The 18,120-nt window shown below is 40.7% G+C and carries 17 protein-coding genes; 14 read left to right on the top strand and 3 right to left on the bottom strand.

Annotated elements, in window-relative coordinates; genetic code table 11:
• Positions 1-27: 27 nt before the first annotated feature.
• The gene (locus HPE56_RS05110) at positions 28-783 is read left to right on the top strand and encodes a DUF547 domain-containing protein (protein WP_188242699.1); all 756 of its coding nucleotides are present in this window, start codon (positions 28-30) and stop codon (positions 781-783) included.
• On the top strand, positions 770-1,477 hold the full coding sequence (locus tag HPE56_RS05105; RefSeq protein WP_188242698.1) for a TIGR04283 family arsenosugar biosynthesis glycosyltransferase: 708 nt from the start codon (positions 770-772) through the stop codon (positions 1,475-1,477). Before HPE56_RS05110 ends, HPE56_RS05105 begins: the two co-directional genes overlap by 14 nt.
• On the opposite strand, the gene HPE56_RS05100 is transcribed toward HPE56_RS05105, so the two are convergent.
• From HPE56_RS05100 to HPE56_RS05090, 3 genes are all read right to left on the bottom strand, one after another.
• Entirely contained in the window at positions 1,474-2,475 is a 1,002-nt protein-coding gene (locus HPE56_RS05100) for an N-acetylmuramoyl-L-alanine amidase family protein (protein WP_188242896.1), read from the bottom strand. The two genes, HPE56_RS05105 and HPE56_RS05100, sit on opposite strands and share 4 nt — an antisense overlap.
• A 49-nt stretch (positions 2,476-2,524) precedes the next feature.
• On the bottom strand, positions 2,525-3,493 hold the full coding sequence (locus HPE56_RS05095; protein WP_188242697.1) for an N-acetylmuramoyl-L-alanine amidase: 969 nt from the start codon (positions 3,491-3,493) through the stop codon (positions 2,525-2,527).
• A 106-nt stretch (positions 3,494-3,599) separates the two neighbouring features.
• Positions 3,600-4,601, bottom strand: coding sequence for a glycoside hydrolase family 113 (locus HPE56_RS05090; protein WP_188242696.1), 1,002 nt, complete (start codon positions 4,599-4,601; stop codon positions 3,600-3,602).
• A gap of 174 nt (positions 4,602-4,775) precedes the next feature.
• Here HPE56_RS05090 and HPE56_RS05085 point away from each other — a divergent pair, with 174 nt between their 5' ends.
• The 12 genes from HPE56_RS05085 to HPE56_RS05030 all read left to right on the top strand — a co-directional run bounded on the left by HPE56_RS05085 (position 4,776) and on the right by HPE56_RS05030 (position 18,080).
• Entirely contained in the window at positions 4,776-6,122 is a 1,347-nt protein-coding gene (locus tag HPE56_RS05085) for an NAD(P)/FAD-dependent oxidoreductase (RefSeq protein ID WP_188242695.1), read from the top strand.
• Between the two features lie 6 nt (positions 6,123-6,128).
• Positions 6,129-7,709 carry a 4Fe-4S binding protein gene (locus tag HPE56_RS05080; protein WP_188242694.1) on the top strand — a complete coding sequence of 527 codons (1,581 nt, stop codon included), beginning with the start codon at positions 6,129-6,131 and terminating at the stop codon, positions 7,707-7,709.
• 2 nt (positions 7,710-7,711) lie between these two features.
• Positions 7,712-8,197 (top strand): toxin-antitoxin system YwqK family antitoxin, encoded by a 486-nt coding sequence (locus HPE56_RS05075; RefSeq protein WP_188242693.1) that lies wholly within the window; start codon positions 7,712-7,714, stop codon positions 8,195-8,197.
• A complete protein-coding gene (locus HPE56_RS05070) occupies positions 8,197-8,886 on the top strand; it encodes a glycosyltransferase (protein WP_188242692.1) in 690 nt (229 codons plus the stop codon). The genes HPE56_RS05075 and HPE56_RS05070 overlap by 1 nt, the downstream gene beginning before the upstream one ends.
• 1 nt (position 8,887) lies before the next feature.
• Complete coding sequence (locus HPE56_RS05065) at positions 8,888-10,372, top strand: cellulose synthase family protein (RefSeq protein WP_188242691.1); 1,485 nt, start codon at positions 8,888-8,890, stop codon at positions 10,370-10,372.
• 96 nt (positions 10,373-10,468) lie between these two features.
• The gene (locus tag HPE56_RS05060; protein WP_188242690.1) at positions 10,469-11,830 is read left to right on the top strand and encodes a mannosyltransferase; all 1,362 of its coding nucleotides are present in this window, start codon (positions 10,469-10,471) and stop codon (positions 11,828-11,830) included.
• Between the two features lie 220 nt (positions 11,831-12,050).
• The gene (locus HPE56_RS05055; RefSeq protein WP_188242689.1) at positions 12,051-12,674 is read left to right on the top strand and encodes a GNAT family N-acetyltransferase; all 624 of its coding nucleotides are present in this window, start codon (positions 12,051-12,053) and stop codon (positions 12,672-12,674) included.
• A 34-nt stretch (positions 12,675-12,708) separates the two neighbouring features.
• The gene (argG, locus tag HPE56_RS05050) at positions 12,709-13,899 is read left to right on the top strand and encodes an argininosuccinate synthase (RefSeq protein WP_188242688.1); all 1,191 of its coding nucleotides are present in this window, start codon (positions 12,709-12,711) and stop codon (positions 13,897-13,899) included.
• Positions 13,892-14,866: an N-acetyl-gamma-glutamyl-phosphate reductase gene (gene argC / locus HPE56_RS05045; protein ID WP_188242687.1), complete on the top strand. Its 975-nt coding sequence runs from the start codon at positions 13,892-13,894 to the stop codon at positions 14,864-14,866. Before argG ends, argC begins: the two co-directional genes overlap by 8 nt.
• Positions 14,867-14,962: 96 nt before the next feature.
• On the top strand, positions 14,963-15,763 hold the full coding sequence (gene proC, locus HPE56_RS05040) for a pyrroline-5-carboxylate reductase (RefSeq protein ID WP_188242686.1): 801 nt from the start codon (positions 14,963-14,965) through the stop codon (positions 15,761-15,763).
• Positions 15,760-16,887, top strand: coding sequence for an aspartate aminotransferase family protein (locus tag HPE56_RS05035; protein ID WP_188242685.1), 1,128 nt, complete (start codon positions 15,760-15,762; stop codon positions 16,885-16,887). Before proC ends, HPE56_RS05035 begins: the two co-directional genes overlap by 4 nt.
• Positions 16,884-18,080 carry a glutamate-5-semialdehyde dehydrogenase gene (locus HPE56_RS05030; RefSeq protein WP_188242684.1) on the top strand — a complete coding sequence of 399 codons (1,197 nt, stop codon included), beginning with the start codon at positions 16,884-16,886 and terminating at the stop codon, positions 18,078-18,080. The genes HPE56_RS05035 and HPE56_RS05030 overlap by 4 nt, the downstream gene beginning before the upstream one ends.
• Positions 18,081-18,120 lie beyond the last annotated feature (40 nt).

Genomic DNA, 18,120 nt, shown 5'->3' with positions numbered 1-18,120 from the left:
CTAAAGGATATATATTCCTAAAATTGGATGATGATCAAACTTAAATACATCTTGGGCATAACATTGCCATTTTTCCTGTTACTGAATTGTTTTGGCCAGAAGCCATCACGTGCCACCTTGGATAGTAGTGTTGAAACGGTTGACCATACCCCCTGGGACATTTTGTTGAAAAAACATGTGGATGAAAATGGGAATGTCGACTACAAAGGTTTTGTTGCCGATAGCGACCAATTAAGGAACTATCTCGAATACCTGTCACAAAACCCCATTGCCCATTCCGCATCCAAAGAAGAGCAATTGGCCTATCACATAAACCTATACAATGCAGGGACGGTTCAGTTGATCGTGGATAATTACCCCTTGGAGAGTATAAAGGATATTTTCAGACCTTGGGGCAAAGACCGCCTAAAGATTGGGGTCGACAGCTTTTCCCTAGGGGAAATAGAGCACGATATTCTTCGAGAAATGGATGAACCACGCATTCATTTTGCCATTAATTGCGCCTCTTATTCCTGCCCCAAACTATTGAACCGTGCCTATTCCGCCAAGGAATTGGAGGGACAGCTAAAAAAGGCCACTTTCGATTTTATAAACGACACCACAAAGAATAAAATCTCACAAAATGCAGTTGCCTTGTCTAAAATATTCAAATGGTATGGGGACGATTTCACTACCAAAAAATCACTGATCGACTACCTGAACAAATATGTGGATATTGAGATTTCACAAAATGCAGAAATAGATTTTCTAACGTATGACTGGAGTTTGAATGAAAAGCGGTAATACCATAACCATCAGCATTATTATCCCCGTACTCAATGAGGAAGACCAAATCGGGAAACTCATTGGCTATTTAAAGGTGAATAGCAGCACCAGCTGTATTGCTGAAATAATGGTCGTTGATGGAGGTAGCCATGACAACACCGTACAAATTGCAAAAAATGCAGGGGCAACAGTGCTACAAACCGGAAAAGGGAGAGCCAAACAAATGAACGAAGGGGCCAAGCATGCAAAAGGCACCATTCTCTATTTTTTACACGCCGATACGTTTCCTCCAAAGGATTTTGACCAACATATCCTCAACGCGACTTCGAAAAAACATCAATCCGGTTGTTTTCAAATGCGTTTTGACAGCGACCATTGGGTACTGCGTTTCTTTGCCTGGTTCACCAGATACAACCACAAAATCTGTAGAGGGGGTGACCAATCGTTATTTGTCACCAAAGAGCTTTTTTTTAAGACCGAAGGTTTCAATGAGAAATATATCGTTTTTGAAGACAATGAGTTCATTGGTCGTTTATACCAAAAAACCAACTTTAGTATAATCCCACATCATGTCCAGACCTCTGCCAGAAAGTACAGACAGCATGGAGTCGTGCGCCTTCAATATCATTTTGGGGTAATTCACCTAAAGAATTTTCTAGGTGCCGGACCGGAACAGTTATATGATTATTATAAACGAAAGATAGCCCTCTAGCGAATCGGTCCGATTTCCCCGCTCTCAAAATCCAAAATAACGCCTTCAGAAATCCATTTGGCCAGGGCCTGACGATTATCGGGCTCCAATATCCTTTTTTGGTCTTTATTGTTTCTGATATTCCCAATCTCAATAAAAGTCATTGCCGGATGGGTTTTTTTCACAAGATAAAGCGAAGTCCGGTCTTGAAAAGTACCGGTATAAGTACGATTGGGTTGGTATTTTCTATATTTCTCCTTAAACGTATTGTGTATACTTTCGGCCAATTTCTTTCCATTCTTGCTTTTTGCATGATGATAGAAAAAAACATCGATATTCTGCCCCTTGCTACGACTGTCTACATGGGTCACTATGAGTCTTTGGAATTGCCCCTTATGTTTTTTATGAAGGTCATTCACAATATCAACCCGCTGTTTTAACCGGGCCGTCTGATTCAATGGTATTGTCTTGTCCGGAAAAGCGACCTCATCCCTATCCATTTCCAAAATCCGATCATCACGTATACCGTCATCCTTGTCCTGGATAATGACATAGACCAAAGCACTATGGGCCATAAGTTCCTTAGCCAACCGCAAGGTTAAATCATAGGCGTACTCATCTTCTGAAATAAAAGTGTTCCCATATTTTGTCATTGCACCCGGATCCGGGCCTCCATGCCCTGAGATCAAATAATAAACCGCTCCTTTCAAGCGGGTACTTTTGATGGCGACCTCGGAATACCCATCCCCGAATAAGGGATAGGAAAGACTACCCTCCAATTTTGGTGCTTCAACTTTATCGGCTTTAGTTGTGGATGTTGAATCGACACTGGGCAAAAAGTAGGTTCTTCCCTCGTATAAATGGACACTATCACGAAGGTTTTCAGAGTTCAAGGCAACAAAATCATCGAAAGTCTCGTATGGGTCGACCCCCTGTTTTCGCAGAAGGGAATATACCCCATCACCCTTTTCCGCCTTTACAGCGATATAGGCATCCTGTCCTGTGGCTATCATAGCCATGAAAAACACTACCGGAAATATGTAATTATTAATTTTCACTTTCACCTTTTTACTCATTTTCCTCAAATTCCGTATTGGAATAATCCGATAAAATTCCATTGGTAATTAGGTTGGCTATATTTTCCCTATCGGAGGTTACCTTCATGGTTTTTTCATCATCGGCAGGTTTTGAACCCATATTTATTAAGGTAATGGGAGGTAAAATATTCTTTGCGAATGCGATACTTTTAAAATCTGTAAAAACCTTGGAATAATCTTCCAAGGGCCCTTGTTTTACAACATTCCCACCAAAAACCTTCAATATGTTGGCAGCAAATCTCTTACTTTCCACACTCTCCGCATAATGGTAAACCATTACATCGGTCTTTGTTTTTGAATTCACATCGTCAACATTCATCACCACTAGCCTTTGATAATCCCCATTATGTCTCAGGTATTTTTTGTTTATCTCCCCAACATAATCTATCAAATCCAAAGAATCCTTCGCTTCACTGGTAAACAAATACACCCTTGCCCCACTTTGGAGCAACTTCCTTGCCATGTTCACAGCGATACCATCCTTAAGTGGGTCTTGAACCTTAGTACCTTCCCCTCCATCATGTTCTATCAAATAATATACCGTATTGATCAAGGAACTGTCCTTACGTCTTAAAGTGGCCAACTCTTCATCAAAAATCGGTCTTTCCCCGCCATGGCCTATTTGCACCAATACCCCCCTGTTCTTAAAAGAATCGGGGGCATATGGCATCACATACGTCTCACCAACGGATAAACGGCTACCATTATTTAATTTATCTTGGTTCAGTTCGAGAAACTGTTCGTAGTACTTAGCGATATCGATACCTTCATTTCTCAAAATAGAGAGAATACCATCTCCATTTTTAGCAACAACAGTCTCTAGGTTCTCTTGGGAAATCGCACTTTCGAAAGAAGCCAATACCAAAACTATTACCACCAATTTATTTATATACGTCACGCAGTACAGGGTTTCGGCAAAGTTTGTCAAAATACTTGCCATTTGCAAATACATTTACGGCGTTGCCGATTTATTAATACAATTATGACAGGTTTTTGAAAACACAGGTCATATTGAACTATATCCCTACCTTTTTGGTAGTTGCAAATCAATATTGTTTATAAAAATCACTGATCACCAATTGGGCTGGTTTATTCTGGGGGGTAAACCGGTTATCCTTACCGCCCCCTGCCTTATCATGATCAATGAACCATTTCCAGACATAACCACCCGCAAACCAATCCTCGCCCCAGAACTCCTCAAAGATGGCTTTTTTGGCATTTACCTGACCATCGAGGTTGACGTTTTCAACACTTCGGTCTACCAACCAAGGTTTCTTGGCCGTATAATCGATACTTCGGTAACCATATTCGGTAAATAAAATGGGCTTGCCTTTTTCCTTGGACAATTGCATCATCCTTTCCTTGTGCTTCTTCCACCCATTTTTCAATTGCGTAACAGTAGGAGTACGTTCTTCAGATAATGGGAAATAGGCATCAATACCGATAAAATCGACATATTCCCAAAATGGGGTCCCAGGATATTCATCCCAGTTTGCGGCGTACGTCAGCTTACCTTTATACACTTCCCTGATTTTCACAATTAAATTTTTCCAAAATACAGGTCTTTTTTTTACAAATTGCCCCAACTCCGTTCCAATACAAAAAATAGCGGTTTGGGTTTCTTGGGCCAAATTGGCATAAGCCAGTATGAATTTTTCATAGGATGCCTCCAAGACTTGCCAATCTTCTTCAGTTTGCATCCTCAGAGTCCCTGTAAATTCTCCCCTCCAAATCCAGATTTGTGGCTTTAGCATTACTTGAACACCATTTTTTTGCAACATCCGAATATACTGTTTGGCGCCACTTTTGGTTTCACCGAACCATTGCCGTTCGGTGTCGAAAATAATATCGGGTGAATTTATTTCACGTATAAAACCAAAAGGCATAACAGCGGCATGATTGGCGTTGATATTCAGAATTTCATCAACATGTTGTTGCCCCACTTTCTCCCGCGAAGCGACAAAACTGACCCCATTTATTTTTTCCATGACCTGGCTAGTACAGGAAAATTGCAACAAACAAAAAATCAATAACCCCAATTGCCTCATTCCGCTTCGATTAAGTTTTTAAATATACTACAATTAATAAATACGTGCTTTGATCGTAAAAATCCAGGATTGTTTAAATCGACTGGAAATCAATTAAAAACATAAAATATCGGAATATGGATTAAGTTCCTATATTTAGTTACGACTTAAAACCAAACAACCATCAAAAATCATATGGAACACATCGTTATCATAGGTAATGGCATCTCCGGGGTTACAGCGGCCAGACACATTAGAAAGCTTTCCGATAAACGTATAAGTATCATCTCTGCCGAAACGGATTTCTTCTTTTCTCGAACCGCACTGATGTACGTATACATGGGCCACATGAAATTCGAACATACACAACCTTATGAAGATTGGTTTTGGAAAAAGAACAGGATCGAGCTCATAAATGCCTATGTCGAGGACATTAACCATCAAGAAAAAACACTACGCATAAAAGACGGTGCGGATATTCGTTATGACAGATTGATTATTGCCACAGGGTCCAAACCTAATAAATTTGGATGGCCGGGTCAAGATTTAAAAGGGGTACAGGGTTTATACTCCAAACAGGATCTCGACGGTGTTGAAAAATACGCCCCCAATAATACAATCTGCAAAAGGGCTGTCATCGTTGGTGGCGGATTAATCGGTATTGAACTCGCCGAAATGCTTCGCTCTAGGGATATTCCCGTAACTTTTTTGGTTAGGGAAAACAGTTTTTGGAATGGTGTTCTTCCTTCCGGGGAATCACAAATGATCAATGAACATATACTAGAACATCATATCGATTTAAGATTGGCTACCAATTTAACCGAAATTCTTCCAGATGAAAACGGCAGGGTCAAGGCTATAAAAACCGATAAAGGCGATGTTATTGAATGTGAATTTGTCGGACTTACCGCTGGTGTAGCACCAAATATTGATTTTTTAAAAGACAGCGGAATTGAAATTGGCCGCGGTGTAAAGGTCAATCGCATGCTTGAAACCAACATCACTGACATCTATGCCATTGGGGACTGTGCCGAACAACACGAAGCTATTGGGAGCCGCAGACCTATTGAGGCTGTTTGGTATACAGGACGTATGATGGGAGAGACCGTAGCCCAGACCATCTGTGGCAACAAAACCGAATATAATCCAGGTCACTGGTTCAATTCGGCCAAATTTCTGGATGTGGAATATCAAACCTACGGTTGGGTATTCAGCGAAAAAACAAAGAAGGATTCTGAAAAACACTTTCACTGGCGACATCCAAAAGAAAAGATATGTATCACCGTCGCCTATCACTCCGACACGAATAAATTTTTAGGAATCAATACCTTCGGAATACGTATGCGCCATGAAATTTTTGACCGATGGCTTACCGAAGAACGAAATGTGGACTATGTAATGGAATATTTGAAAGACGCTAATTTCGACCCCGAATTCTATGCTCAACACGAGACTGAAATCGTTGCCAAATTCAATACTGAAATGGGAACCGGCATAACACCCAAAAAGAAAAGTTGGAAACGAATTTTTAAAACAGCCTAAGACCCGATGAAAATAATAAAAAACATAGGCCTTATCATATTTTTGATGGGTCTGACCATTTTTGCCGCTTTACCTGTTGTAGGCACCTACAGCCTATCCCCAAAACAGTTTGAGGATTTTGTTGGCCAAAAAGGAATCAAAAGTGATTTGTTCATTTCAGATATACAAGAAAACGTAGTCGGTCAAAATTTTGAGGGTATGTTTTCGTTTGCGCCAAAAGTCACCCATGCCCTCGAGACGGCCAATGCGCAACATCGTAAAAACAAGGAATACAAAAAGATTATCTATACCAAGCCACATGATATGGCAGCGGAACTCGGCAAGATTTCCGGGAGTGGTTTCATTGTCGAACATAAGGGATTGATGTGGTTTTTGACTTTTGGACTTGGCATTATCGGTGCGCTGATGTTCATTCTCCCCAATGTGGTTCTATTAGGTAAGAAAGGCATAAAGAACAACGGTATTTATCATGAAAATGCCACAAATAGGGGTTGGATTGCCTGGATGGTCTTTATCTTCCTGGTTTCCTTTTACCTTATCCTTTATTTCCGTTCGGAATATGCGGTGAATTGGACCTATCTGGTAGACCCCATCAGTCAATCACTCAGTGGGAATCTTGCCGGACAATGGTTTGTTTATGGTTTTATGTATTGTGTGGTCATGGTTGTCATGGCCGTGCGTATGTATATAAAATACCGCCATAATATGTATCAAATGGTCAGGACGACATCGGTATTGTTCTTCCAGATCGTATTTGCCTTTTTGATTCCTGAGATCATGGTACGCCTTCAAATGCCCTATTATGATTTTAAGAATGCCTTTCCGTTGGATTATGATTTCTTTTTCCAATGGAATCTAAAATCATTGCTCAATAGTGGTGGCATTGGCCTATTCATACTTGTTTGGGGAATTGTCTTGACCGTCGTCATTGTTCCGGTAATGGTCTATTTCTTTGGCAAACGTTGGTATTGTTCCTGGGTTTGTGGTTGTGGAGGTTTGGCCGAAACCTTAGGGGACCCCTATAGGCAACATTCAAGCAAATCGCTCTTTTCATGGAAAGTTGAACGCTGGTTGATTCATGGGGTCTTACTATTTGCCTTGGTGATGACAGGTTTTACCCTTTATGGCTTTTTTGCCGAAACAGGTACGGTACTAGGTATAAAAGTTCAAAGTATCATGGATACCTATAGCTTTTTGATAGGAGCCGTATTTGCAGGTGTTATCGGTACAGGCTTCTATCCCATATTCGGGAATCGTGTTTGGTGCCGTTTCGGATGCCCTTTGGCAGCCTATTTGGGATTTGTCCAGCGGTTTAAATCAAGATTTAGAATAACCACCAATGGCGGACAATGTATTTCATGCGGCAACTGTTCAACCTATTGCGAACAGGGTATCGATGTAAGGGCCTATGCCCAAAAAGGGGAGAACATCGTTCGTTCCAGTTGTGTGGGTTGTGGTGTTTGTTCCGCTGTGTGCCCGAGAGGGGTATTGAAATTGGAGAATGGCCCTGAACAAGGCCGAATAAATCCAACACAGATTTTATTGGGCAATGATCCCGATTTGATGGAATTGGTCAATAGGAAGTAGAAATGCCCCATAGTATACTGATAGCATTCTTTTTTGCCTTCATTGTTCCGGCAACAAACAATAATCCGCCGAAATATTACAAGGATTTCTATAAATCCGGCAAACCAAAATCGGAAGGATGGCTCGTTGACGGGGAAAAAACAGGATACTGGAAATTCTATCATAAGAATGGCATAATTTCAGAACAGGGTCACTTTAAATACGATAAAAGGGAAAAGTATTGGTATTTTTACCGCCCTGACAGAATTCGAATCAAAGAAGGGAATTATTTGGATGGCAAAATGGATAATTGGTGGTTGTTTTATGACACAAAAGGAAGGATCTACCACAAATGCCAGCTCTATAAAGGAAAGAAGAACGGATACTGCCTAAAATATAAAAACGAAGAACTGGTCTCTGCTGAAAAATATCAAAATGGAAACAAAATCAAGGAATGGTACAGTTTTATTGATTTTCGTCGAGAAAACAAACTATCCGATCTAAAATAATGACCCACATAATAGTTATTATCCCCGCCTATAACGAAGCTGATTCCATTGCACAGGTCATACACGAAATACCGGCATCGGTTTCAGAAATCATCGTAGTCAACAATAATTCAACCGATGACACCGCAACAACGGCAGAAAAAGCCGGGGCCACGGTCTTGACCGAAACCAAGATGGGATATGGTTATGCCTGTCTTTGTGGTATGCAATACGTGGCACAACAATCAATTAAACCGGATATAATCGTGTTTATTGATGGTGATTATTCCGATTACCCACAAGAATTGACGAAGGTTGTGCAACCTATTATAGAACAAGATATTGATTTTGTGATCGGCGCCAGGGTGAAGCATTTAAGGGAACCCGGAAGTATGACACCCCAACAGGTTTTCGGCAATTGGCTGGCTACCAGCCTAATGAAATTGTTCTTTAGGGCAACATTTACCGACTTAGGACCGTTTAGAGCAATAAAATATGACAAGTTGCTAGCCTTGAAAATGGAAGACAAAACCTATGGGTGGACTGTAGAGATGCAATTAAAGGCACTAAAAAGGAAGATGACATATATCGAAGTGCCAGTGCGTTACAAAAAAAGAATAGGAGTCTCCAAGGTCTCGGGTACCGTAAAAGGTAGTATATTTGCAGGCATAAAAATTCTTGGTTGGATTTTTAAATACAGCATCAAGTAATATGGGTCTTATAATCTCTTATATAATCATTACCATTTACAGCTTTGCGCTGTTATTGATATTTTTTTACAGTTTGGCACAATTGAACCTGTTGGTCAATTATCTAGGCTATAAGCGCCAAAATCAGACAGCGCCAAAATTCAATCTTTTAGATCCAAAAGAAATTCCATTTGTAACCATTCAACTTCCGGTCTACAATGAGGAATATGTTATGGAGCGACTATTGGAGAACATCGCAAAGATCGAATATCCCAAAAGTAAGTTGGAAATCCAGGTTCTTGATGATTCAACCGACAGTTCTGTCAATATTACCGCGGAACAAATAAGAGAATTACAGGAAAGCGGGCTGGATATTCAACATATTCGAAGGGAAAACCGTCAAGGCTTTAAAGCCGGGGCACTCAAAGAAGGTCTAGAGATAGCCAAAGGTGATTTTATTGCCATATTCGATGCTGACTTTCTACCCGATCCCGATTGGTTAAAGAAAACTGTTATTTATTTTAAGGATAAGGAAATTGGAGTGGTACAGACCCGATGGGGACATATCAACCGCGATTACTCCACATTGACAAGAATACAGGCCTTTGCCTTGGATGCTCATTTTACCTTGGAGCAAGTTGGCAGGAATGCGAAAGGGCATTTTATCAATTTCAATGGCACTGCGGGCATATGGCGTAAGGAATGTATTTTGGATGCCGGAAACTGGGAAGGGGACACCTTAACGGAAGACCTCGATTTAAGTTATAGGGCCCAACTGAAAAATTGGAAATTCAAGTACCTGGAGGATGTTGAAACCCCTGCGGAATTACCCGTTGTAATCAGTGCTGCCCGATCACAACAGTTCCGTTGGAACAAAGGTGGTGCCGAAAACTTCAGAAAATCGGTCTGGAAAGTTATTACGGCCAAAAATATTTCCTTTAAAACCAAATTCCATGGCGTCATGCATTTGTTGAACAGTTCAATGTTCCTATGTGTATTCCTGGTATCGTTATTAAGTATCCCGGCCATGTATATTAAGGCATTGTACCCAGAATTGGATTGGGCCTTTGATGTATTGAGTTTCTTTGTCGTAAGTACGATCATTCTTTTCGTTTGTTATTGGTTCACCTACAAAAGCATACAGGGAAGTAGCTTTGATAATTTTGTCGATTACATTAAGTTGTTCTTTACCTTTTTCTCGGTTGCCCTAGGGTTTTCATTGCATAACTCCATTGCCGTATTGGAAGGACATATGGGTAAGCGAAGTGAGTTTGTAAGAACCCCTAAATTCAACTTGAACAGTATTACCGATAGTTGGAAAGGCAATAAATACCTCACCAAAAAACTTTCGCCGAACATGATTCTGGAGTTTGCCCTGATGATATATTTCCTCTTCGGGATGTACAGTGCCGTTCCCTTAAATGATTTCGGGTTATTCCCTTTCCATTTTATGCTATTTAGTGGTTTTGGTTTTGTCTTCTACAAATCACTTACTTCAAGAGCCTAATAACAGTAACCCCCCCTTAAGTTTCAACATTAATCGGTACTAATTCTGTATTACTCTTTTTTTTCAGTTATTTGCAATAAACCAATTTAAGACTAAATGCCTACCCAGCTTTTTACGTATTGGAAACTTCATAAGATTCCGATATTGTTGGCCTTACTGAGCCTAGGTTTTTATTATACATTCGCATATCACTTAGAACGCACCGACTTTATAAAGTTGATTTCTTTGTGTGGTGCGCTGTTCTTCTTGTGCTATAAACTCATTCAATTTGAAAAATGGAACTTTAGGTTCCTACTGGGGGTAGGACTGCTTTTTAGACTTATCTTCCTCTTCATTGAACCCAACCTCTCCCAAGATTATTTCCGCTTTATTTGGGATGGTGAGCTGGTGCGAAATTTCATTAATCCGTACCTGGAGGTCCCCAATACTTTGATTGTTAATCAGGATTTACTTATTTCCAATGCCGACATACTTTATCAGGGAATGGGTGAATTAAGTGCAAAACACTTCAGCAATTACCCGCCATTGAATCAATTTATTTTTGCTTTGGCAACTTGGTTGGGTGGACAAAGCATTCTTGGCTCCGTAATAGCAATGCGTTCCCTTATCATCATTTCGGATATTGGAATACTCTACTTTGGACGTAAACTACTCAAGAACCTAAATCTTTCCCCCCATCTGATTTTTTGGTATTTCCTTAACCCCTTGGTCATCATAGAGCTTTCGGGAAACCTACATTTTGAGGGAGTGATGCTTTTCTTTTTTGTGACTTCACTTTATTTGTTGTCCATTAAAAAATGGATACTGGCTGCAGTCATCTATGCGCTTTCCATTGCCATAAAACTGATTCCACTAATGTTTCTACCCCTTTTCCTGAAACATTTCGGATTTAAAAAAAGCCTCCAATTCTATGCCGTGATAATGGCGACCCTACTAGTCATCCTTATTCCTTTTATCTCTTCCGAATTCATTGTGAATTATTCGCAAACGGTCGGACTCTGGTTCTCCAATTTCGAATTCAATTCCGGTCTATACAACCTGATCAAGGAAATAGCCGTGCGGTTTGATGTCAAGCCCTGGGAATTGATTAAAACGTATGGAAGGATCATACCATTCATCACAATATCCATTGTTGTACTAATCACCTTCCTAAGAAAAAACCAGAATTTATCGGTGTTGATTTCCTCAATGCTCTATATCCTTACCACCTACTACCTTTTGGCTACCATTGTTCATCCATGGTATATTGTTTTTATGGTCTTACTTGCTATTTTTACCGAATACAAGTTTCCCTTAGCTTGGTCCATGGTCGTAATTCTAAGTTATTACGCCTATACACAAACTGATTTCAAAGAGCATTTGGGACTCCTAGCTATTGAATATATTGTTGTGTATGGATTTTTAATTTTCGAATTATTCAGGCATCATGGCCAAAAACTACTTTTTCGCAAAAATTAAACCACAAACCTTGCTGTTTCAAATTAATTTGTACATTTGACCCATCATGAAGAACGAATTACATATTTCTACGATTATTTGGACATCTGCTCCAAATCGTTCTTTCACACCTACACGTCGCCGCCCGTAAGGGTGTATATTATTATGGGAATAGGTGAGTCCATTTCCGCAAAATCTTCAAACAAATCATTTTTCAAATTTATTAATACCATTAGTAACAATGGAAATTGTTATTGCTAACGAATCCCATTTTAAATACGCAGAGATTATTTGTGACACCATTGCTGAATCGGCCAAGGTTCGGGGAACAGGTATTGCCAAAAGAACTCCAGAATACATTCTGCAAAAATTAGAAAATGGAAATGCTGTTATCGCACTGGATAAGGGCAAATTTGTAGGTTTCTGCTATATAGAGGTTTGGGGCCACGAAAAATATGTGGCCAATTCCGGACTTATCGTCCATCCTGACTATCGAAATCTGGGAATGGCAAAAAAAATCAAAAAGGCCATTTTTGAACTTTCAACCAGTAAATTTCCCGATGCAAAGATATTTGGGATAACCACAGGGTTAGCCGTTATGAAAATAAATTACGAGTTGGGTTACCAACCTGTGACATTTTCAGAACTTACCGATGACCCACAATTCTGGAAAGGCTGCCAAACCTGCAAAAACTTCGACATTCTTACCCGTACCGAGCGAAAAATGTGCTTATGTACCGGTATGTTATACGACCCGGCCAAAAAACAAGCTGCCCAGGAAAAAGAAAAAGTGAACAGCAAAGCCTTCCAAAGATTAAAAAAGATCAAGGAACAGCTATTCTTAAAAAAGAAACATAAAAATTAGACCCCATATAAGGGAATAAAAAAAACCAATAACCATGAAAAAATTAGTTTTAGCATACAGTGGAGGCTTGGACACTTCGTACTGTGCAAAGTATTTATCAAAAGAACAAGGATTTGAAGTCCATGCGGTAAGTGTAAATACCGGCGGATTTTCCGACGAGGAGATTGCGACCATCAATTCAAAAGCATTGGAGTTGGGAGCAACAACCTATACCTCTATCAATGCCGTAAAGACTTTTTATGAAAAAGTCGTCAAATATTTGATTTTCGGAAACGTACTCAAGAACAACACCTACCCCCTATCGGTGAGCGCTGAACGAATCGTACAGGCCATCGAGATCGTAAACTATGCAAAAAGCATTGGTGCCGAATATATTGCCCATGGCAGCACAGGCGCTGGTAACGATCAGGTCAGATTCGATATGATCTTTCAGATCATTGCTCCAGAAATTGAGATTATCACCCCTATTAGGGACAATAAGCTTTCCAGGGAATATGAAATAGAATATTTGCAGAAAAACGGGGTCGACTATCCTTGGAACAAAGCCAAATATTCCATTAACAAAGGACTTTGGGGTACTTCCGTTGGCGGTGAAGAAACGCTAACTTCAAATTTACCCCTACCGGACAGTGCTTACCCTAGCCAATTACAGGAAAAGAATCCTTCAGAGGTGACGTTGACTTTCGAAAAAGGGGAATTGGTTGCCATTGATGGCAAAAAAGACAATCCTGTGGCCAATATCGAAAAATTGGAAGCGATGGCTTCAAAATATGCTATCGGACGGGATATTCACGTGGGTGATACCATTATCGGAATAAAGGGAAGGGTTGGCTTCGAGGCATCTGCCGCCCTTATCATTATCAAAGCACACCATCTTTTGGAAAAACACACACTAAGTAAATGGCAGCAATTCCAAAAAGAGCAACAAGGCAATTTCTATGGCATGCTATTGCATGAGGGCAATTATCTTGATGAGGTTATGCGAAATATCGAAGCGTTCCTTACCGACACCCAAAAGAACGTTTCCGGCGATGTATTCGTAAGTCTGTATCCTTTCCAATTTAGATTGAACGGAATTTCATCCAAACACGATTTGATGAATGCTTCCTTTGGCAGCTATGGTGAGATGCACAAGGGATGGACGGCCGATGAAGCCAAGGGCTTTATCAAAATAATATCGAATGCAGGAAAAATATACAATCACGTAAATCACAACAATGATTAAAGCAGGTGTTATCGGTGGATCCGGTTATACGGGTGGTGAATTGATCCGAATTCTATTGAACCACCCGAAGGTGGAAATAGATTTCGTATTCAGCACCACTAGGGCAGATAAGGAGATAACCACTGCCCATCCCGATTTGTTGGGGTTGACCGATTTGAAGTTTACGGGTAAGGTGAATTTGGATGTGGATGTTGTTTTTCTATGTTTGGGACATGGCAATTCGACCAAATTCCTAGACGGGAACAAATTTTCGGATACAACCCGTATTATTGACCTTAGCAACGATTTTAGATTGAACAAGGATAGGGTTTACGAAACAAAGGAATTTGTTTATGGTCTTCCTGAATTAAAGAAGGAAAGCATTTCCCATGCGAAATATATAGCGAATCCCGGATGTTTTGCCACGGCTATTGAATTGGCCCTCCTGCCATTGGCCAAAGCCCAATTATTAAAGGCCCAAGTACATGTTAATGCCGTTACCGGAAGTACCGGGGCTGGTGTTAGTCCGTCTGCCACCACCCATTTTAGTTGGAGAAATGGAAATGTTTCCTGGTACAAACCCTTTACCCATCAGCATTTGGGCGAAATCAATGAAAGTATAGCATCCTTGCAAGAAAAGCCAGGGGAAATCATGTTCTTACCCATGCGGGGCAATTTCACCAGGGGCATAATGGCCACGGCATATACCCCCTTTGAAGGAACATTGGAAGAAGCCTTTACATTATATAAGGACTTCTATGCCCATGCGAAATTTACCCAAGTGACCCAGGAACCCATCAATTTAAAACAAGTGGTGAACACGAACCAATGCCATATCCATTTACATAAACATAATGATGTGCTTTTGATTACCTCTGCCATCGATAATTTATTAAAAGGGGCATCGGGTCAAGCCGTACAGAACATGAACCTGATGTTTGGCTTTATGGAAAGTGAAGGATTGCAATTGAAAGCAGGGGTATTTTAGAAATCATCGTCTGGTTGAGCCCAGTCGAGACCTGTTTTAAACAGTTAATTAGGATTAAATAGATTCCCACCTGTGGGAATACAAAAGATAGTATTCATGAAAATAGCCATAATAGGAGCCGGTAACCTGGGATTGTCCATTGCCAAGGGAATCTTGAAAAGTAACGGTGCCACCAAAATGTACCTTACCAAGAGAAATATCACCGATATTGAACATTTTGAAAAATACGGCAATGTAACGGTTACAACCGACAATAAAGAAGCCGTTAAAAATTCGGACATATTGATTTTTGCGGTACAGCCTTTGCACATTGCACAATTATTGACGGATCTGAAGGACCTTCTCACAGAGAACCACGTCATCATCTCAACCATTACAGGATACAGTATTGAAAAGATGGAGAACATATTGGGCAAAGACTATAATATTATCCGAAGTATGCCTAATACGGCTATCTCCGTCGGTAAATCAATGACCTGTATTTGTGCCAATGAGAAGGGTAAGAAACGCATTGAATTGGCCAAGGCCATTTTTAACCGAATGGGGCATTCGATGGAAATTCCTGAAGTACAAATGCAGGCTGCCACCGTTATCTGTGCCAGCGGAATCGCTTTTTGGATGCGTTTGATACGCGCCACGACCCAAGGGGCCATTCAATTAGGCTTCGATGCCAAGGAGGCACAGGAACTGGCCATGCATACCTGTGATGGGGCGGCCGGATTGTTGATCGCATCCGGAAATCACCCTGAGGAGGAAATAGATAAGGTAACCACCCCTATGGGCTGTACCATCCAAGGACTGAACGAAATGGAACACCATGGACTAAGTTCTTCACTTATCCAAGGTATCGTGGCTTCCTTTGATAAAATCAGTGAATTTAAAAAAGATAACCAATGAAATTATTTGATGTATACCCCCTCTATGACGTAACTCCTGTTTCCGCAAAAGGTATTGTGGTTACTGATGACAAAGGGCAAGAATATCTGGATTTTTATGGAGGTCATGCCGTAATATCCATTGGGCATTCACACCCACATTATGTAAAACGAATCAAGGACCAATTGGATAAAATCGGATTTTACAGCAATGCCGTTCAAAATCCGTTACAAGTAGCATTGGCTACCAAACTTGGAGAGCTTTCACAATGCGGGGACTATAACCTTTTTCTATGTAATTCTGGGGCCGAAGCCAATGAGAATGCCTTGAAATTGGCTTCTTTCCAAACGGGTAAATCCAAGGTCATCGCCTTTAAGAATAGTTTTCATGGGAGAACATCGGCCGCTGTAGCCGCAACCGATAATGAAAAAATCAATGCCCCCTTGAACAAACAGCAAAAAGTAACCTTTTTACCGTTTGATGATAATGATGCCTTTGAAAACGAAATCAACAAAGGGGATGTCTGCGCCGTAATTATTGAAACGATACAAGGTGTTGGTGGTCTGGATGAACCTTCCGTGGAATTCTATCAACAAATAGCGGATCTCTGCAAGAAAAACAATGTGATCCTTATCGCGGACGAGGTACAATCCGGCTATGGACGTAGTGGAAAATTCTTTGCATTCCAACACCATAACATACAACCCGATATTATTACCATCGCTAAAGGTATGGGTAACGGTTTTCCGGTGGGGGGTGTATTGATCCACGAAAAAATAGAAGCTTCCTACGGTTTACTGGGTACTACCTTCGGAGGTAACCATCTTGCCTGTGCTGCTTCATTAGCCGTACTCGAGGTTATGGAAAAAGAACATCTCATGGCCAATGCACATCATCTCGGGGAATATTTTTTAAAGGAAGCCAAAAAAATCCCACAGGTAAAACGAACCAAGGGAAAAGGATTGATGCTCGGTCTCGAATTTGATTTTGAGGTTGCCGAACTCCGTAAAAAATTAATCTATGAACACCATTTATTTACCGGCGGTGCAAAAGACAAACATGTATTGCGAATTTTACCAGCCTTGAATATCACAAAGACGGATTTGGATGTATTTTTCGATAAATTGAAAATGGCCCTATCATGAGTTTACTACTGAATATTGAGCAACGGAATGCCGTTCTGAATTCCATGATACGATGGTTACAAAAGGAAAAAAAGACCCTTTTGGAAGCCAATAAAAAGGACATGGAAAGTTACAGTGGCGAGGATATTGCCATGTACGATCGCCTAAAGGTCGATGACGACAAGATCATGGGCATGATCAAGTCCCTGCAGGAATTGGAGCAATTGGATAACCCCTTGAACATAGAACGATTCCATTTTGAACATGAAAACGGCATGTCGGTCAGTAACAGAACCGCCCCATTCGGAACCGTACTGATCATTTATGAATCCCGTCCGGATGTAACGATAGAGGCTGCCGGTATTGCCTTTAAATCGGGCAATAAAATCCTATTGAAGGGAGGCAAGGAATCCTTGAACAGCAACTTGGTCTTGGTCGATCTTTGGCACAAAGCCTTGGAAGAAAACGACGTTTCAACTGCATGGGTCGAATATTTGCAGTTCAATCGAAGTGAAACCCAAGCATTTTTGGAAAATCCGACCCAGAAATTGGATTTGATCGTGCCCCGAGGTGGTGAAAAATTGATTGCCTTTGTAAAACAACATGCGACCTGTCCCGTAATTATCAGTGGGCGAGGAAATAATTTTGCCTTTGTGGATATTGATGCCGACCAAGACATGGCCCTTGACATCATTATCAATGCAAAGACCACTAAAATTTCGGCATGCAACGCTTTAGACAAGGTTTTGATACATGATCGATTACCAAACAAATCAGCCTTTTTGGAAAAACTGATTGCGAAGTTATTGGAAAGCAATGTCGCTATATGGGTCGATGGGCATTTAGAAGGTCTTGGGAACACTTCCAAGATTATGGATGATGCCATTTGGTTTGAAGAGTTTTTGGATTATAAGATCCTCTTAGGCCAGGTAACCGATTTGGAAGAAGCGATTGCGAAAATCAACCAATATGGGGGTGGACATTCTGCGGCCATCATAACAAAAAATGAAACTACCGCCACCGAATTCATGAACAGTGTCGATACTGCGGCGGTTTATCACAATGCATCAACCCGCTTTACAGATGGTGGACAATTTGGTCTTGGTGGCGAATTGGCCATAAGTACCGATAAATTACACCAAAGAGGTCCTATCGGATTACAACATTTGGTAACCAATAAGTGGTATGTAAAAGGAAGTGGACAAGTACGGTAACATAGACCTGACGGTTTTTCTTGAATTCTGACAGATCGAA

Source organism: Maribacter aquimaris, from assembly GCF_014596745.1.
Taxonomy (GTDB): Bacteria; Bacteroidota; Bacteroidia; order Flavobacteriales; family Flavobacteriaceae; genus Maribacter_A; species Maribacter_A aquimaris.
The sequence above is the reverse complement of the archived record's forward strand: the minus strand, read 5'-3'. Positions and strand labels throughout refer to the sequence as shown.

Excerpts from the sequence above, each read along its gene's own strand:
- HPE56_RS05110 (WP_188242699.1), top strand. The coding sequence starts at position 28 with ATGATGATCAAACTTAAATACATCTTGGGCATAACATTGCCATTTTTC.
- HPE56_RS05105 (WP_188242698.1), top strand. The coding sequence starts at position 770 with ATGAAAAGCGGTAATACCATAACCATCAGCATTATTATCCCCGTACTC.
- HPE56_RS05100 (WP_188242896.1), bottom strand. The coding sequence starts at position 2,475 with ATGGCTATGATAGCCACAGGACAGGATGCCTATATCGCTGTAAAGGCG.
- HPE56_RS05095 (WP_188242697.1), bottom strand. The coding sequence starts at position 3,493 with ATGGCAAGTATTTTGACAAACTTTGCCGAAACCCTGTACTGCGTGACG.
- HPE56_RS05090 (WP_188242696.1), bottom strand. The coding sequence starts at position 4,601 with ATGAGGCAATTGGGGTTATTGATTTTTTGTTTGTTGCAATTTTCCTGT.
- HPE56_RS05085 (WP_188242695.1), top strand. The coding sequence starts at position 4,776 with ATGGAACACATCGTTATCATAGGTAATGGCATCTCCGGGGTTACAGCG.
- HPE56_RS05080 (WP_188242694.1), top strand. The coding sequence starts at position 6,129 with ATGAAAATAATAAAAAACATAGGCCTTATCATATTTTTGATGGGTCTG.
- HPE56_RS05075 (WP_188242693.1), top strand. The coding sequence starts at position 7,712 with ATGCCCCATAGTATACTGATAGCATTCTTTTTTGCCTTCATTGTTCCG.
- HPE56_RS05070 (WP_188242692.1), top strand. The coding sequence starts at position 8,197 with ATGACCCACATAATAGTTATTATCCCCGCCTATAACGAAGCTGATTCC.
- HPE56_RS05065 (WP_188242691.1), top strand. The coding sequence starts at position 8,888 with ATGGGTCTTATAATCTCTTATATAATCATTACCATTTACAGCTTTGCG.
- HPE56_RS05060 (WP_188242690.1), top strand. The coding sequence starts at position 10,469 with ATGCCTACCCAGCTTTTTACGTATTGGAAACTTCATAAGATTCCGATA.
- HPE56_RS05055 (WP_188242689.1), top strand. The coding sequence starts at position 12,051 with ATGGAAATTGTTATTGCTAACGAATCCCATTTTAAATACGCAGAGATT.
- argG (WP_188242688.1), top strand. The coding sequence starts at position 12,709 with ATGAAAAAATTAGTTTTAGCATACAGTGGAGGCTTGGACACTTCGTAC.
- argC (WP_188242687.1), top strand. The coding sequence starts at position 13,892 with ATGATTAAAGCAGGTGTTATCGGTGGATCCGGTTATACGGGTGGTGAA.
- proC (WP_188242686.1), top strand. The coding sequence starts at position 14,963 with ATGAAAATAGCCATAATAGGAGCCGGTAACCTGGGATTGTCCATTGCC.
- HPE56_RS05035 (WP_188242685.1), top strand. The coding sequence starts at position 15,760 with ATGAAATTATTTGATGTATACCCCCTCTATGACGTAACTCCTGTTTCC.
- HPE56_RS05030 (WP_188242684.1), top strand. The coding sequence starts at position 16,884 with ATGAGTTTACTACTGAATATTGAGCAACGGAATGCCGTTCTGAATTCC.